At 62.3% G+C, this 17,187-nt stretch carries 14 protein-coding genes; all 14 read right to left on the reverse strand.

Going from position 1 to position 17,187, the window contains the following annotated elements; all coding sequences use genetic code 11:
- Positions 1-36: 36 nt before the first annotated feature.
- Positions 37-795 (reverse strand): YggS family pyridoxal phosphate-dependent enzyme, encoded by a 759-nt coding sequence (locus tag BLW08_RS22160; RefSeq protein ID WP_091328266.1) that lies wholly within the window; start codon positions 793-795, stop codon positions 37-39.
- Complete coding sequence (locus tag BLW08_RS22165) at positions 788-1,516, reverse strand: purine nucleoside phosphorylase YfiH/LACC1 family protein (protein ID WP_091328333.1); 729 nt, start codon at positions 1,514-1,516, stop codon at positions 788-790. The genes BLW08_RS22160 and BLW08_RS22165 overlap by 8 nt, the downstream gene beginning before the upstream one ends.
- 24 nt (positions 1,517-1,540) lie before the next feature.
- Entirely contained in the window at positions 1,541-2,761 is a 1,221-nt protein-coding gene (ftsZ, locus tag BLW08_RS22170) for a cell division protein FtsZ (RefSeq protein WP_026542512.1), read from the reverse strand.
- A 215-nt stretch (positions 2,762-2,976) separates the two neighbouring features.
- A complete protein-coding gene (locus tag BLW08_RS22175; RefSeq protein WP_091328268.1) occupies positions 2,977-3,915 on the reverse strand; it encodes a cell division protein FtsQ/DivIB in 939 nt (312 codons plus the stop codon).
- Entirely contained in the window at positions 3,908-5,278 is a 1,371-nt protein-coding gene (gene murC, locus BLW08_RS22180; protein ID WP_091328271.1) for a UDP-N-acetylmuramate--L-alanine ligase, read from the reverse strand. Before murC ends, BLW08_RS22175 begins: the two co-directional genes overlap by 8 nt.
- Positions 5,275-6,393, reverse strand: coding sequence for an undecaprenyldiphospho-muramoylpentapeptide beta-N-acetylglucosaminyltransferase (gene murG / locus BLW08_RS22185; protein WP_090825650.1), 1,119 nt, complete (start codon positions 6,391-6,393; stop codon positions 5,275-5,277). The genes murC and murG overlap by 4 nt, the downstream gene beginning before the upstream one ends.
- A gap of 6 nt (positions 6,394-6,399) precedes the next feature.
- Positions 6,400-7,701, reverse strand: coding sequence for a putative lipid II flippase FtsW (gene ftsW, locus BLW08_RS22190; protein ID WP_091328273.1), 1,302 nt, complete (start codon positions 7,699-7,701; stop codon positions 6,400-6,402).
- 2 nt (positions 7,702-7,703) lie between these two features.
- Entirely contained in the window at positions 7,704-9,293 is a 1,590-nt protein-coding gene (murD, locus tag BLW08_RS22195) for a UDP-N-acetylmuramoyl-L-alanine--D-glutamate ligase (protein WP_175538807.1), read from the reverse strand.
- A complete protein-coding gene (mraY, locus tag BLW08_RS22200; RefSeq protein WP_026542506.1) occupies positions 9,275-10,384 on the reverse strand; it encodes a phospho-N-acetylmuramoyl-pentapeptide-transferase in 1,110 nt (369 codons plus the stop codon). The genes murD and mraY overlap by 19 nt, the downstream gene beginning before the upstream one ends.
- Positions 10,381-11,871, reverse strand: a complete 1,491-nt coding sequence (gene murF / locus BLW08_RS22205) for a UDP-N-acetylmuramoyl-tripeptide--D-alanyl-D-alanine ligase (RefSeq protein WP_091328276.1) — start codon at positions 11,869-11,871, stop codon at positions 10,381-10,383. The genes mraY and murF overlap by 4 nt, the downstream gene beginning before the upstream one ends.
- 6 nt (positions 11,872-11,877) lie before the next feature.
- On the reverse strand, positions 11,878-13,515 hold the full coding sequence (locus BLW08_RS22210; RefSeq protein WP_091328278.1) for a UDP-N-acetylmuramoyl-L-alanyl-D-glutamate--2,6-diaminopimelate ligase: 1,638 nt from the start codon (positions 13,513-13,515) through the stop codon (positions 11,878-11,880).
- A gap of 102 nt (positions 13,516-13,617) precedes the next feature.
- The gene (locus tag BLW08_RS22215; RefSeq protein WP_090825637.1) at positions 13,618-15,414 is read right to left on the reverse strand and encodes a peptidoglycan D,D-transpeptidase FtsI family protein; all 1,797 of its coding nucleotides are present in this window, start codon (positions 15,412-15,414) and stop codon (positions 13,618-13,620) included.
- Positions 15,415-15,456: 42 nt separating this feature from the next.
- The gene (locus tag BLW08_RS22220; protein ID WP_090825634.1) at positions 15,457-16,125 is read right to left on the reverse strand and encodes a cell division protein FtsL; all 669 of its coding nucleotides are present in this window, start codon (positions 16,123-16,125) and stop codon (positions 15,457-15,459) included.
- Entirely contained in the window at positions 16,122-17,141 is a 1,020-nt protein-coding gene (rsmH, locus tag BLW08_RS22225) for a 16S rRNA (cytosine(1402)-N(4))-methyltransferase RsmH (protein ID WP_175538808.1), read from the reverse strand. The genes BLW08_RS22220 and rsmH overlap by 4 nt, the downstream gene beginning before the upstream one ends.
- Positions 17,142-17,187 lie beyond the last annotated feature (46 nt).

Here is a 17,187-nt window from a genome sequence, read left to right on the forward strand (position 1 = left end):
ATTGGAACCCCGGCCCGTCATTCCAATACTTTGACGCTACCCCACGGCCGGACGTGAACCGAGAATATCGGAGCCAATTCTCAGGTGTGTCGCTCCGAACTTCACGGCCGCCTCAAGGTCCTGGCTCATCCCCGCGGAAATCCGGTCCGCAGCCGGATGGACAGCGCGCAGCGCCGCCGAAAAACCGGCCAGCTTTTCGAATGCCGCTTCCGGATCGGCCCCCAAGGGCGCCACTGCCATCAGCCCTGAGAGCTGCAACCCGGCAGCAGCTGCGATCTGTCCGGCCAGAACCTCGACGTCGGCCGGGGCTGCACCCCCGCGGTGCGCACCGGCGTCGTCCTCCAAGCTGACCTGAATGAAGCAGTCGAGGTCTGCCCGGCCGGTAGTGTCTTGTTCCCGCTTGATGGCCTTCGCCAAAGCGTCCACCAATTGTGGCCGATCTATCGACTGGACGGAGGCAGCGTATTTAGCGACAGATTTTGCCTTGTTGCTCTGAAGCTGCCCGATGAAGTGCCAGTGCACCTCCAGGTCAGTAAGCCCGGAGGCCTTGGCAGCTGCTTCCTGATCGCGGTTTTCACCGACATCACTCACTCCGAGGGCCGCCAAGCGGCGGACATCAGCAGCGGGGTGAAACTTGGTCACTACGATCAGGCGGGGTTGTTCACTGCGCCCGGCAGCGGCGGCAGCTGCCTCGATCCGGCCCCTGACCACGTCCAAACGTCCAGCAAGCTGAGCGGTACGGGCGTCTCCATCTGCACCCGACAGCCGCTCGCCGCCGTATCCAAGGCTAGTCATGAGTCCACACCAAACCTGCAAATCGACCGGTTCGGGAGTCCCGCCGGTATGAGAAAAGGGAATCGTTCTCCAAGGTGCACTGCCCCGAGTACTCCACCGGAACATCCAAGGAAGCCAACTGGGCCGTCACACCTGCCGGCAAGTCCAGGGCTGGCGTGTCCCAGGAGGAGGTGGACCACGTGGCGGGAACCAGATCCGCCACCTCGGCCCGGAGTTGCTCCGGGACCTCATAGCAGGATCCGCAGATGGAAGGACCCAGCCAGGCGTGGATGTCCGCTGCTCCCCGGTGGCGCATTTCCGCCACCGTAGCGGGAACAACAGCGGAGGCCACGCCTGGGCGTCCGGCGTGGGCTACAGCGATCACCGCCTTGTGGCTGGCATCCACGCCTACCATGACGACGGGTACGCAATCAGCCACCATGACGGCCAATGGCTGGGCCGCACCCGCTAAACCGGAGTATGAGGAATCAGTGGCAGTGGACACCATGGCGTCTGCGGTAGGCCCAGGCCCGTGGGCTGCGATGAATTCCACCGTGTTGCCATGGACTTGATCCATGTATTGGAATTGGCGCACACCCAGACCTGCACTCCTCGCAAGGCGGACGCGGCGCGCCATCACCTGCTCAGGATTATCCCCCACATGGAGAGCCAGGTTCCCGGCGCCTGTATCCGTGAAGGCTACAGAAACGCCGGGCCGAACTTCGTTGCGCCACCAAAACACCAAGTACTGACTCTCCGATGCGGCTTACTTCAGGAAGTCGGGGACATCGAGGTCGTCAGAGCGGCTGCCCGAAAGGTCAGGCTCCACAACTGCCGGGAGGTCGACGTCGAAGCCGGAGTCAGCGGGCAGGGCAGAGGGACGCTGCTGGCCCCAGTTGCTCAAGCCCGCCGCACCGATGCCAGCCGTAGCGTGCTGCGGTGCTGCAGCGCTGGACGGTGCGCTGCTGGGTGCGGCCGGTCGCTCCGAGGGGACAGGGTTCTGGGCGGGACGCGACTGGTCCATGGAGGGCGAGGTCGCCTTGACGTCGTCGAAACCTGCAGCAATGACCGTCACACGGGCTTCGTCACCCAGGGCGTCATCAATGACGGCACCGAAGATGATGTTTGCCTCAGGGTGGGCCACTTCCTGCACCAGGCGTGCTGCCTCATTGATTTCGAACAGGCCAAGGTCCGATCCGCCCTGAATGGAGAGCAGGACGCCATGGGCACCATCAATGGAAGCCTCAAGGAGCGGGGACGCGATAGCCAGCTCTGCAGCTTTGACTGCGCGATCCTCGCCACGGGCAGAACCAATACCCATCAGGGCCGATCCTGCGCCCTGCATCACGGACTTGACGTCAGCGAAGTCCAGGTTGATCAGGCCGGGGGTGGTGATCAGGTCCGTGATGCCCTGGACACCCGAAAGGAGAACCTGGTCCGCGGAACGGAAAGCGTCCAGGACGGAGACGTTGCGATCACTGATGGACAGGAGGCGATCATTGGGAATGACGATCAGAGTGTCAACTTCGTCACGGAGCGCATCGATGCCGGCCTCTGCGGAACCAGCACGACGGCGGCCCTCGAAGGTGAACGGGCGCGTTACCACGCCGATGGTCAGCGCACCCAAGGAGCGGGCGATGCGCGCGACCACGGGGGCGCCACCCGTTCCGGTGCCACCACCTTCGCCGGCGGTTACGAAGACCATGTCAGCGCCGCGGAGAACTTCTTCGATCTCGTCAGCATGGTCTTCGGCGGCCTGCTTTCCGACCTCGGGGTTCGCGCCGGCACCAAGGCCACGCGTTAGTTCACGTCCGACGTCAAGCTTGACGTCGGCGTCGCTCATGAGCAGCGCCTGCGCGTCAGTATTGATGGCGATGAACTCGACGCCCCGAAGGCCGACCTCGATCATGCGGTTGACTGCGTTCACGCCACCGCCGCCGATGCCGACGACCTTGATGACGGCCAAGTAATTCTGCGGTGCTGCCACGTTTCGTGCCCCTTGCTTGTGTCCTATAGCGAAACTGATCGAGTCCAACTTGAATACTTGGACCTTAACCCTCTAGTTGAAGGTTATAGTTATGTCAAGTAACTCTACTGCGACGGTATTTCCTATGGTTCGCACATGCAATGACCGCTTGCGCGTGTCGTCTGAATGTCCCGAAATAAGGTCACCGTCAGCAGGAGGTTACGTTCTCAAAGCTCTTATTTTGTGAATGGGTGCCGTGGGACGCTGACATCGTAGACGCTCACGGGAACCTTTGGGTCAGCCGGCATCTTGAGCAGCGCTTCAAGTGCCTTCGCCTTCAGTTCCCTGTCCTCGGCATTGCCCCACACTACCGTCTTTCCATCCACGAGTTTCAGCTCCACAGCGTCCGGGGACGCAGCCGACGCTGTTGACATCCTGGCCCGAACGTCGGCGGGCAAAGTATCCAAAACGGCGGCGATCGACTTAAACAATTCCGTGTTGGTTGCACCGGCACCGGCATCGATCAACGGGAGCGCCACCGCAGACTGGTCCTTCGTCGCCCCGAGCTGCACACCGTCCACATCAACCATCACATACGTTTCGCCCTGCTTCAGCAGCGCCACCGGGACACGTTCGTTGACGTGCACCAGCAGCTCCGAGGGCGGCCGCGCTTCCATGGTGGCTGAGCGGACCTGCACCAGCGGCTTCAGCAGCTCGTTGATTTCCTGCTCGCTGACCTGTGGGAGCGGCTTTCCTTCGAGACCCGAAAGGGCTTTCTGCACTGCCTCCGGAGTCAAAAGGGTGGTGCCATCCACAGTGACGGTCCGAACCGCCAGCACAGGTGAAAAGACCGCACCGCCAATGAGGACGGCGACGACCACCGCCACGATCGAGAGCGTCCACGCGACAAGCCTTCGCTGACGCCGCCTCTTCGGTTCGGGAAACACAATGATGTTGTCCGACGGCGCTGCTTTCCGGGACTTGGAGGCAGGGGAAGCTTTGGAGGCTGACGCCCCCTTGACCTCCGGTTCAACCGAACGTTGGGCGTTGATAACAGCGTCCGCGTCGCCTCCCTTGCTCAGGCCCGGAGTTGCCTTAGTTCCCCCAGCGCGCCCGGCATCAACCGGGCGGGCGTCCGTTCCGGCCTTGTACGTCGGTTTCCGGGTGCTAGCCACCCAAGGCCTCCACGATCACTGGCCCATAGGAAGTGACGTCACCGGCCCCAACAGTCAGGACCACATCTCCTTCGCCCGCGACGGCGAGGATGGCATCCACGGCTTCACCTGCGGAAACGAGACGCCCGGTGGACAACCGGTCGGCGATCAGGGCGCTGGTGACGCCGGGAATCGGATCCTCGCGTGCCGGATAAATGTCCAGGACAAGGGCTGTATCAGCAGCGTTCAAGGCCGACGCAAACTCGCCGGCAAACTCCCTTGTCCGGGAAAACAGGTGAGGCTGGAACAGGACGTGCACTCTATGGCCGCCAGCTACCGAGCGCGCGGCGGACAAGGCCGCGCGGACCTCCGTGGGGTGGTGCGCGTAGTCGTCATACACCCGCACTCCCCTGCCTAGCCCTTTGAGTTCGAACCGACGGGATGCACCTGTGAAGTGGCCCAATGCCGCTGCTGCAGCTTCGGGTGCCACGCCAAGTTCGACGGCGACCGCGAACGCCGCCGCGGCGTTGAGGGCATTGTGCCGCCCGGGCACCTGGAGTCCTACCCTGTGGACGTCTGCACCGATGGCCACAGAAACGTCACCAGGTCCGCCGTCGTGAAGCCGGACATCGGCGTCGTCGGACGTCCCGTACGTCAGGACGCGGGTGGTTCCCTTGGAGGCGGTGCGTTCCGCGAGTGAACGTGCGCCGGGGTCGTCTGCGCAGGCGAGGAGGACGCCATCGACGGGCAGAAGCGCCGCAAAGTCATCAAAGGAGGCGAAGACAGCCTCCGGCGTTCCATAGTGGTCCAGGTGATCGGCCTCGACGTTGGTGACCACTGCGATCAGGGGGCGATAGTTCAGGAACGAGCCATCGGATTCGTCGGCCTCGGCCACGAAAATGTCGGACTCGCCGTGCGCCGCATTAACGCCCAGAGCAGGCACGTTCGCTCCGATGGCGAAGGAAGGATCAAATCCTGCCTCCTTCAGCAGGACAGCCACCATGGAGGTGGTAGTGGACTTGCCGTGCGTACCTGCAACCGTGACTACGCGGTGGCTTGCCATGGTGGCGGCAAGCGCTTCGGAACGGTGAAGCACCGGCAGCCCTGCCTCGCGTGCGGCTGTGAGTTCCGGATTGTCTGCGCGGATAGCTGAGCCGGCCACGATCGTCTGGGCATCGCCGAGGTTTCCAGCGTCGTATCCCACAGCTATCCGGGCACCGGCCGACGAGAGGTCGTGCATGACTGGCAGGTCCTTGGCGTCGGACCCACTGACGGGCACACCTCTGGCCACCATGATCCGCGCCACGGCGGACATTCCCACGCCGCCAACGCCTATGAAGTGGACACGTCCGAGGGATTCGAGGGGGGCGATGCTGGTGGTCATGCGGATACCGCTTCCAAGACAAGATCAGCCATGCGCTGATCGGCGTTTCTGATACCAAGGGCTTCGGTCTTGCGGGCCATGTCGAGGAGCCTGCCACGGTCCAGCAAGAGTGGAATGAGCTCGGTCTGGAGCCATTCCGGGCTGAGGTCCTTGTCATCCACCAGGAGCGCGGCCCCGGCATCCACCAACAGGGCGGCATTCAGGGACTGCTCCCCATTTCCGATGGGCAGCGGCACAAAGACTGCCGGCACTCCCACTGCAGCAACTTCGCTGACGGTACCGGCCCCGGCGCGGGCAAGGAGGACATCGGCTGCAGCATAGACGTTTTCCATCCCGTCCACGTACTCCACCTGACGGTATCCGTCGGCCGTGAGCAGGCCGCCGTCGTGGTTGAGAACGGCTTTGCCGGTTCCCGTAATGTGCAAGGTTTGGACGCCGGCAGCCGTCAATGCCGGCAAAGCGGCCGTTACTGAACGGTTGATGCTCAGCGCGCCCGAGGAACCGCCGGTGACGATCAACACTGGACGTTCCGGATCCAATCCCAGCGCCGCCTTGGCCTCAGGGGCCGCGCCGGCCCGGTCGAGTCCTGAGATGGCGCGTCGCATGGGCATCCCAACGTGGCGGGCGCCCCGCAAGCGCGTAGCGGCAAAGGCCACAGCGACGTAGTCGCTGAACCGGGCTCCGACACGGTTGGCCAGACCGGCCTTCATGTTGGCTTCATGAATCACGATGGGGACACCGAGTTTCCGGGCAGCCAGGTACATCGGCGTGCAGACGTATCCACCCACACCCACCAGGACGTCTGCCTCTGCCTCCTCAAGGATCCGCCGCGCCTGCCGAACCGCTCCCCGCAAGCGGCCGGGAAGCTTGATGAGATCAAGCGACGGTCGCCGCGGAAACGGCACGCGGTCGATGGTTGCGAGGTCATACCCGGCCGCTGGAATGAGCCGTGTCTCCATGCCGGAAGGTGTGCCGACAGCAAGGATGGCTGCCTCCGGACGACGGTCCTTGATGGCATCGGCGATGGCCAGCAAGGGGCTGACATGCCCGGCAGTTCCGCCGCCTGCCAGGACGACGGACAAAGGCTTGGACGCGTTGCGGGAATCAGAAGTCATGAAGTGCTAAGTACGCTTTCGTGCGGTTTTTCGAGAACGGCGCGGCAAGAACCGGGGACGCTGCTGGGGCGGCAATTGCCCCCGGGCCAAGGACAACACTACGCCGACGCCGCACAGTGACATCACCAGCGCCGAGCCGCCGTAGGAAATGAACGGCAGCGGGACTCCAACCACGGGAAGCAGCTGGGTTACCACGGCCATGTTCATGCTTGCCTGGCCCAGGAGCCACACCATGATGCCGCCGGCCAGCGTGCGCTGGAAGGGGTCCGTCTGCCGGACCACCACACGGAAGATGGCGATGCCAAGAATGGCGAAGAGCACCAGCACCACCAAGGTGCCCACCAGGCCCAGTTCCTCGCCAATGATCGCGAAGATGAAGTCATTGTGGGCTTCCGGCAGCCAGTTGTACTTCTGTCGGCTCTGCCCCAATCCCAGCCCGGTCCAACTCCCCTGCGCCAGACCGTACATGCCGTTGGTGGACTGGAAATCAAAGTCAAAGTTTTCGGTGCAGGACGCCGATGCCGTACCCAACCACGACGTAATGCGGCAGATCCGGTTGGCGCTGCTGATGGTGGCCAGAACGGCTCCCACTGCACCCACAGCACCCGCTATGGCCAGCATCCGCCCCGGTACGCCTGCAAAATAGAGCCCTGCTGCTGTAATGGCCGCTATCACGATCACTGTGCCGAGGTCGTTGCCCAGCATTACCAGGCCAATGACCAGGCCGGCACCGGGAACCACAGGGATAATGACATGCCACCAACGGTTCAAGAGCTTCTGTTTGCGGGCCAGCACAGCTGCAATCCAGACACAGAGGACCAGTTTGGCCATCTCGGACGGCTGGAGTGTCACACCGCCAATGTCGATCCAGTTCTTATTGCCGTTGACGCTATTGCCCATCACCTGGACAAGTGCCAGAAGCACCACAACAGCCCCGAGCGCCCACCACGACAACCGCTTCATCCAGTTGACGTTGGTTCGTGAGATGACGTACATGGCGGCAGCACCCAGAACGCCGAACATCGCCTGCTTCAGCGCATCGGCGTACGGAGACTTGCCCTCAGAGATCGCTTCCACGCTGGAGGCCGAAAGAACCATCATGACGCCGATGGCAGTCAGGGCCAGGGCACACCCGAGGATGAGGTAGTAGGTGGAGCTGTTGGGAGCCTTGCTCTTGCCTTCAAGGCTTTCCCAGAAGCCGCGAAGGTGTACGCGGAGCCGGGCGGGCTGCTTGGCGGCATCTTTGGGGGCCTTGGCTGCGCCGTCTCCGGAAACCTTTCCGCGGCTGCGGGTGGGCGTGCTGACCATTGTTACTCCTCGGTGGTCGGTGCCTGCCCTTCCACAAGCTCGCGAACTGCCTGGACGAAAGCGTCGCCACGGTGAGCGTAGGAAGAGAACTGATCCATGGACGCAGCCGCAGGTGCCATCAGGACGGTATCGCCTGACGCTGCCACGCCGGCCGCCGATGCCACGGCCTGGGCCATGATGGTCTCGCCGTAGATGGGCGAGGCGGCGTTACCGGCTGCGGTCTGCACCCCTTCAGTGTCGCCCTTGGCCGGCGCTATCACGGGGACATCCGGTGCGTGTCGCTGGAGCGAGCCTTCCAGTGCTTCAGTGTCCGTGCCAATGAGGACCACTGCCTTCAGCCGTGGCGCGTGCTCTTTGACGAGGTCGTCATAGTTCACGCCCTTGGAGAGACCGCCGGCAATCCACACAACGTGCTGGAAAGCAGAGAGCGCAGCCGAGGCAGCATGGGGGTTGGTTGCCTTGGAGTCATTGATCCACAGAATGTCGTTGTGCTTGGCAACCAGTTGGATGCGATGGGCGCCCGGGAGGTAATTCGCCAACCCCTGCTTCACTGCCGCCGGTTCCACCCCATAGGCGCGGACCAAGGCGGCTGCTGCCAGCGCGTTGGCAACCATGTGGCGTGGTGCCACGGGTCCGAGGTCGGACATGGCGGCAAGCTCTGCAGCGGAATCCTTCCGTTCAGCGATGAAGGCGCGGTCCACCAAGAGTCCGTCCACCACACCCACCATGCTGATGGCCGGTGTATTGGTGGTGAACCCGATGGCCCGGCACCCCTCTACGACGTCAGCGTCCTCCACCATGCGTTCGGTTTCGATTTGCTCGGCGTTGTAAATCGCGGCCTTTTGCGTGTTCGCATAAATCCTGGCTTTGTCTGCCAAGTACGAAGCATAGGAGCCATGCCAGTCAACGTGGTCTTCAGCGACGTTGAGGCAGACACTGGCCACGGGTGAGAGCGAATGGCTCCAGTGAAGCTGGAAGCTGGAAAGCTCAACGGCGAAAGCATCGTAGTCAACGGGATCCCGGAGTGCGTCCAGGATGGGTGTTCCCACGTTTCCCACCGCGATGGCCTTGAGGCCTGCTGCCTGCAGCATGGATTCGGTCATGCCCACAGTGGTGGTCTTGCCGTTGGTGCCCGTGATCGTGAGCCAATCCGCCGTCTTGCGTCCCGCACGAACCCGGAGCCGCCAAGCAAGCTCAACATCGCCCCACACGGCGATGTGCTTGCGTTTGGCGGCGGCCAGGAGTGCCTGGTCCGGACGCCAACCTGGCGACGTGACAACCAGCTCCGGCATAGCACCATCGATCAGCGGAAGGGCATTGACGGCGTCTTCGCCCAGCAGGACATCAACGGCACCAACGATTTTCAGCGTGTCAGCCTGGGCCTGCGCCTTGGGCGTTGTGGCTGCGTCAACCACCACCACCTTGGCTCCGAGCTCGATGAGGGTGTCGGCAGCGGAGAAGCCTGAAAGGCCGATTCCCGTCACCACCACCCGCAGGCCGCTCCAGTCAGCATCCCAGCTGGTGAGTTCGTTGAGCCTGTTGGCGGCCGACGGTGTTGTCTCCTGGCTTCCGTTCACAGCAGTACCACCCATTCAGCGTAGAAAATTCCGAGGCCGGCGGCTACGAAGAGTCCGGCGAGGATCCAGAACCGGACCACCACAGTGACTTCTGCCCAGCCCTTCAGTTCAAAGTGGTGTTGGAGCGGTGCCATCTTGAAGACACGTTTACCGCCACTGAGCTTGAAGAAGCCCACCTGAATGATGACCGAGAGGGTGATCAGGACGAACAGGCCGCCGATGAAGGCCAGCAGGAGTTCAGTGCGCGACAGGATGGCGAAAGCCGCCACGGCGCCACCGATCGCCAGTGATCCGGTGTCTCCCATGAAAATCTTGGCAGGCGATGTGTTCCACCAGAGGAAGCCCACCAGGGCGGCACTAAGGATCGCGGCCAGCAGGGCCAGATCCATGGGGTCGCGTACTTGGTAGCATCCGCTGCCGGCCTCACGGGGCGATCCGCAGGCCTGGTTGTTCTGCCAGATGCCCATGATGGTGTACGCGCCGAAGACCATGATGGAGGCGCCTGCGGCCAGTCCATCCAGGCCATCCGTCAGGTTCACACCGTTGGTGGCCGCAGTGATGATCAGGTTGGACCAAACAATGAAGAGTATTGCGCCGAGGACAGTCCCTCCGAAAGCGAGATCCAGCCAGGGGATGTCACGCACCAAAGAGATCTGGGTTGATGCGGGTCGCAACCCATCTTCGTTCGGGAACTGCAGGACCAGCACCGCGAAGATGATGCCGACGGCGGCCTGCAGGATCAGCTTGGCCCGTGCGTTGAGTCCCAGGCTGCGTTTGTTGGAGATCTTGATGTAGTCGTCAAGGAAGCCCACAAAGCCCATGCCGACCATGAGGAACAGGAGCAGAAGCCCTGAAGCGGAAGGCCCGGGCGATCGCGGGTTCATCATCCACATGATCAGATGCGTCACGAAGTAGCTGATCAGCACAGCCGCCACAACCACTGTGCCGCCCATGGTGGGCGTTCCGCGCTTGGTGTGGTGCGATGTGGGTCCGTCATCACGGATGAACTGCCCGTAGCTCTTGGCTACGAGGAACCTGATGAAAAGCGGCGTCCCTATCAGGGCCACCAGAAGGGCGACGCCGGCGCCGATCAAAAGTGCAATCACAGCAGCTCGTTCCCTTCGTTTGCGGCAGCTTCAGCCGCGTTTTCTCCGGTGGGCTCGGCCCGTGGAGGTAATGCTATCCGATCACCCAAATGCCTTAGACCTACGCCGTTGGAGGATTTGAATAACACCAGGTCACCGGGTTCCAGTTCATTTTGCAGAAGCTCATAAGCTTCTTCCACCGTCTCAGTGAACGAACACTCGTCCCCCCAGGATCCTTCCTGAATGGCCGAGACGTAGAGGGCGCGGGCCTCGCGACCCACCACTACCAGCCGTGAGATATTCAGTCGGACCACCTGAGTGCCCACTGCTGTGTGCTCGCGGATGGAGTCCTCGCCCAGTTCGAGCATGGCACCAAGCACAGCCCAGGTCCGCCGCCCCTGGCCAAGATCGGCAAGGGTGCGCAGAGCTGCTCGCATGGATTCGGGGTTTGCGTTGTAGGCGTCATTGATGATGGTGACGCCGTCTTCACGTTCAGTACGCTCCATACGCCAGCGGCTGGCCGCTGACTGGGAACTGAGTGAGGAGGCAATCTGGTGTGCCGGAAGGCCTGCGGCGAATGCGGCTGCAGCGGCTGCCAACAAGTTCGTCACGTGGTGTCCGCCGATCAGGCGGCTCCGCACCTCAACGGACGGGCCGCCGTCGGGCAGGACAAGATCGAAGTCCGGGTACCCTTGCTCGTTAACCACAACGTTTCGGGCTTCGACTTCCTCAGTGGTGGCCGGCGAGGCGGTGAATCCCAGAACTTTTGCTTTAGTGCGGGAGCGCATGGCAGCAACGCGGCCATCGTCCAGGTTGATCACTGCGGTGCCGTGCTCACTCAGGGCTTCAACGAGCTCCCCCTTGGTCTTTGCGATGTTCTCCACGCCACCGAATTCACCGGCGTGCGCTGTGCCAACCACCAGGACCACCCCAATGTCCGGCTTGACCATATCTGCCAGGTATCTGATGTGGCCAAGGCCGGTTGCACCCATTTCAATGACCAGGAACCGGGTGTCGGCGTCGGCAGCAAACACCGTCAGCGGAACGCCCACTTCGCCGTTGTAGGAGCCCTGGGGGGCCACGGTCTTGCCCGCCGTGGCCAGCAAGCCCGCAAGGAGATCCTTGGTGGTGGTCTTGCCGGCGGAGCCGGTAATACCAACCACAGTGAAGTCCTCGCCACGCTGCTGACGCGCGGCGCGGATTCGACGCACGGATTCCGCTGCCAGCGCGCCCATGGCCAGGACAGCGTCGTCCACTACGACGGCGGGAAAGGGGTTCCCGCCGGCATCGGCCACATCGCGTTCGGCCAGGACCAAAACGGCGCCGCGCTGGAAAGCGGCATCGACGAAGTCGTGGCCGTCTGCGTGTTCGCCAGGTTTGGCCACGTACAACGAACCGGGAACTGCTTCCCGTGAATCAGTGACGACGGAGGTGGGCACGACGTCCGTGTTTCCGGTCAATCGGCCATGGGTGATGTCGGCGATCTCCGCCGCAGTAAATGCAATCATCTCGGTTTAGGACTCTATCCGCTGGTCCGTTGAAACGCTGAATCCCTTGGATGTCAAGGCCGCCCGCAATTCCACGCGGTCATCCAGTGCCAGGTTTACGCCCTTGACCTCTTGCCAGACCTCGTGGCCACGGCCCGCGATGAGGATGGTGTCCTTTGACGTTGCCATGTCAACGGCCAGACGAATCGCGGCATCACGAGGGAAGGACTCGACAATTTCGCAGCCCAGATGCTCCGCATCACGGGCTGCGTAAGCGCCTTGTAGGACATCGCTGCGAATGGATGCGGCGTCTTCGTCGTGGGGATCGTCATCGCTGACAATAACGATGTCAGCAAGGCGTGCCGCAATGGCTCCCATGGTGGGCCTCTTGCCTTGGTCGCGTTGGCCCGTAGCTCCGAAGACCACAATCACCCGAGAGCCCTCTTCAGGCGAGCGGACGGCTTCCAAAGCACGGGCCAGGGCATCAGGATTGTGGGCAAAATCAACAACGGAGGCGGGCTCTGTTGAGACCAACTGCATACGGCCCGGAACGGCAACCGTGAAGGGATCGTGGGCATCCAAGGCCGCTTGCAGCGTCTTTTCGTCAACGCCGGAGGCAAGGACCATGACGGTGGCCAACGCGGCATTGGCTACATTGAAGTCACCCGGCAGGCCAGTGTGGACGCGCAGGCTCCGTCCATCTGTGTGCCTGAGTTCAAACCCGGAGCCAAGTCCACGGGCAGTGGTGGCTGCCACCTGCCAGTCGGCACCAGAGCTGCCCTCCTTGGCCGAAAGCGTGGTGACTGGAATATCAGCCACATCAGCCAGCTTCCGTCCCCATTCATCGTCCACAGTAACAACGGCGTGCCTGGCCCTGCTGGCGGTGAAGAGTTCCGCTTTGGTCTTGAAATACTCTTCCATGCTGCCGTGGAGGTCCAGATGGTCCTGGGTGAGGTTGGTGAAGCCTGCCACGTTGAACATCACGCCATCCACGCGGTGATAGGAGATCGCGTGGGATGAAACTTCCATGGACGCAGCCTCCAGGCCGCGTTCACGCATCAAGGCCAACAGCGCGTGGACGTCGGTGGACTCCGGAGTGGTCAGGAGGCTCGGGATGGGGTCCCCGCCTGCCACGATCTCGATGGTCCCGATCAGGCCAGGATTCATGCCCAGTGCCCGCAGCAACGAGTTGATGAAGTAGGTGGTGGTGGTCTTTCCGTTGGTCCCCGTGACGCCAAACAGCGACGGATAACCGTCCTCCACCGGCTGACTGCGATAGATCAGTGAGGCCAAATGCCCGACGGCGGTACGCGGCTGTTGGACTATCAGCACCGGAACGGGCTGCTCGCCCGCCAGCGCAAGTTGGCGCGCCCCGGCGTCGTCCGTAACAACGGCGACCGCACCGGCGGCGACCGCCTGGGGCACGAAATCGGCGCCGTGGCGGGAAGCCCCCGGCAAGGCCATGTAAAGGTCACCGGCTTCCACAGCCCTGGAGTTGAGCGTAATGCCTGTCACTCCCCTGCCGTGACTGCCCTCCGGAGCGGAGATTCCGAGAGCCTCAGCAATAGTGGCCAGGGGCACCGCGGCCACGGATTCGGGGCGGAAGGCTGACCGGCCGGTATCCGGCGTCGTGGCGCTGTTAGCTGCCTCATTGTGCTCTGACACGTGGTTCTCCGTTGGTGCTCGTGGAACGACCGGCTGGGGGCCAGCGGCGCCCGGGCCGTTAGTGGTTGATCGATTTTGGGCCGAAACAGACGCCCAAGAAGCTTACTTGACGAACTGGGGCAGGCGCGCGGGAGTTCCCGTGGAAGGCGCCACGTTGTACGTCCGCAGCACCTGTGCCATGACCGAACGGAACACGGGTCCGTTGGTGAGTCCGTAGATGTTGCCCTTGGGACGTTGCAGCACCACTTCGACGATGAACCGGGGGTCGTCCATGGGCGCCATGCCCACCATGGACGCCGTGTAGCCATCGAAACCGGGAAGCCCGTCCTCACGGGGCGCCTGTGACGTTCCGGTCTTCGCGCCCACACGGTAGCCGTCTATTGCAGCGTCCTTGATCTGCCCCTCGGTTACGGCACTCTCCAGGATGTCCCGGACCTGCTGCGCTGTCTCCTTGGACACCACTTGCCGGGAATCCTTCGCCGGAACCTTCTGCTCCTGGCCTTCGGGAGTGATGTAGCTGTCAATGAGCCTGGGCTGAACCATGACGCCGTTATTGGCGATGCTCTGGAAAGCGCGAACTGTCTGGAGCGTCGACTGGGAGACGCCCTGTCCGAAGAGCACGGTATATTGCTGGCGTTCATCCCACTGATCGGGTGTGGCAAGGATGCCGGTGGCTTCTGCGGGCAAGCCGATGTCGGTCTGCTCACCAATACCGAATTTCTTCAGCCAGTCGTACCGTTGCTCCTTGCTCAGCCGGCTGCCGACCATGACGGTCCCAGTGTTCATGGACCAGCCCAGGATTCCTGCCAGGGTTCGTTCCTCCGTGCCGTGCTCGAAAGCGTCGGTGAAGGTTTGGCCGTCAATCGTGTAGGACGACGGAATGGTGAAATGATCCAGGGGGAAGGATTTACCTTCTTCGATCGCAGCGGCGGCAGTAATCATCTTCTGCACGGAGCCGGGCTCGTAGGCAGCCGTCACTGAACGCACGCCGCGGTCCTTGGCGTCCACTTTGCCAGGGTCGTTGGGGTCCGGGGCGTTGGTGTCCGCCAAGGCGATCAGGTTGCCGGTTTTGGCATCCATCACAATGATGGAGCCCCACTCGGCATTCATCTTGTTCACTTGGCTTTGAATCGCTTGCTGCGCGAAGTATTGAATGTCGGTGTTAAGGGTCAACTTCACGTCACTGCCATCGACGGCGGGCGTGAGTTCGTCAGTGGCAACGGGGATCCGCAGGCCATCAGCGCCGATCTCAAAGACACGCTTTCCTTCAGCGCCACGGAGAATCTCGTCTTGGGTTTGTTCGATGCCGGCCTGTCCGGTGGTGCCGTCCTTGAGGAAGCCCACCACTCCACCGGCTACGCTGCCGTTGGGATACACGCGCTTGCTGACACCTTCAGGAACTATCCCAGGAATGTTCAGCTTGGAGATCCGGTCTTCCAGTTCCGGCTTCACATCTTTGGCCACCACAAAGTACTTCTTGTCGCCCGTAAGTGCCTCGCGGATCTTGGCCTCATCGGACCCCAGCAGGGCTGCAAGTTCGGAGATCCCCTGCTCCCTGGTGATCTCCTCGACCTCTTCGGTTTTTTCGTTGTACCGCTTAAACGTCGGAGTATTCGAGTTCAGAACCTGGTCAACCACCAGGTTGTAGCGGATCACACTGCTGGCCAGTACGGTGCCGTTTGCATCTACGATCTGTCCACGTTCTGCGGGCAAAACCTGGGGCGTCAGGCGTTTAGCCAAGGCAGCCTCGGCCATCCCGCCCATATCCAGGCCCTGGACCATGAAGAGTTTTCCGCCCACCACCAAGAGCAGCGTCAGCATGATGCCGAGGCCAACCCGCAACCGCTTTCTTGCCGCCGGCGTCTTCGTTTTTTTCGATGTGCCGGGGTTCTGAGCCACGTTGATTCCTTGCTGCTGGCCTTGCTTCAGTGGACTGATGGACTACTGCCCGGGTGCCTTCTGCTGGGGAGCCGGGACTGATCCCCCATTGAGTTCAACCGGCGGTGTCGCTGCCGGGGATGCTGCGGGTGCAGCCGGAGTTGCGGCTGCGGGTGCTGCCGGCGCCACCGGGGTGACGGGCTTAAGGTTTTCCAGCGGATCCTTGGTAGTCACGGATGGAACCACATCAAGCATGCCTGCCACAGCCGGCGGGGCGATCTGGGCCCCGGGATTATCTCCCTTGACTGCAGGGGTTGCCTTGCCGGTGACCGCCAGGGTATTGAGGTCGATCTGGCCTTTAACGGTGGACGGTACCATTCCCAATTCTGCAGCCTTCGCTGCCAGATTCTGCGGAGCCTCGTAGTTCTGCTTCTTCTGTGTCAGGTCCTGGTTTTCCTTGTTCAAGGTGGCAGCTTCGGCCTTGAGCTGCACCAACTGGTACTGGGCAGTGGAGACCGAGATGTTCAAGACGAGGACCGTCAGGAGGGCAGCAGCCATTGCCACAAAGCACAGCACCACAAAGGGCGTCCGCCGCTTTCCAGGTGTGCTGCGCACGAGGGAAAGGGGGGTACGTGCCTTACGGCCGGCGTCGGGTTTTCCTGCTGGCGCAGGGAGCGCCCGGGCGGTATTGCCCACCACGGAGGGCAGTGTCTTCGCTGCGGCGTTGCTCATGCGTCTCTCCTTGGTTTGATGCGCTCCACAGCCCTCAATCGGGCGGACGCCGCGCGGGGGTTTTCGGCGATTTCTGCTGCCGTAGGCACTTCGGTGCCCTTGGTAATGGTCTTTAGTTCGGGCTTATGTTCTTCAAGTTCCACAGGGAAGCCGAGTGGGGCCGAGGATTTGGATCCGGATTGGAAAACCGACTTGACGATTTTGTCCTCAAGGGAGTGATACGACATGACCACGATCCGCCCGCCCATCGCGGTGGCTGCCACCGCCGCGGGAACCGCACGCTCCAGGACGTCAAGTTCCTCGTTGACTTCAATACGCAATGCCTGGAAGGTTCGCTTGGCGGGGTGGCCGCCACTCTTGGCTGCCGCCGCCGGAACAACACTGCGGATCTGTTCGACGAGTTCCCCGGTAGTAGCGAAGGGCTTTTCCGCCCGTGCGTTGACGATCCGGTTGGCAATCCGCCCCGCGAACTTCTCCTCGCCCCATTTGCGGATAATCCTGACCAATTCGTCTTCGCTGTACCGGTTAACGACGTCGGCCGCAGTCTGCCCGCGGCTGGTGTCCATGCGCATGTCCAGCGGAGCGTCGTAAGAGTAGGCAAAGCCTCGCTCCCGCTCATCCAGCTGCAGGGAGGACACTCCCAGATCCATGAGGATGCCGTGGACTTCCGGGATGCCAAGGTCCGCCAGGACGTCCTCGATCTCGTCGTATACGGCGTGAACCAGGTCCGTTCGGGCGGAGAAAGGCTCCAACCGTGCACCAGCCAAGGCAAGTGCTTCCTCATCGCGGTCAATGCCCACCAAGTGAAGGTCGGGGAAGCGCTGCAGCATGGCCTCGGAGTGGCCGCCCATGCCCAGCGTCGCATCGATAGCCACGGGTGTTGCACCGTTCTTACGGGCGGCCTCGAAACCAGGAGCCAGGAGATTGATGCAGCGATCTTTGAGGACGGGTACGTGGCGCTCTGATGTGGGCTTTGCCGCGTCCTGCTCTTCCACGCTGCCTCCTCTTTCTTCCATCGCTGGCATGCTGTTTCTTGAATCGGATCCCCATCCGCGCCTATCG

It is taken from the genome of Arthrobacter sp. cf158 (assembly GCF_900106835.1).
Lineage (GTDB): Bacteria > Actinomycetota > Actinomycetes > Actinomycetales > Micrococcaceae > Arthrobacter.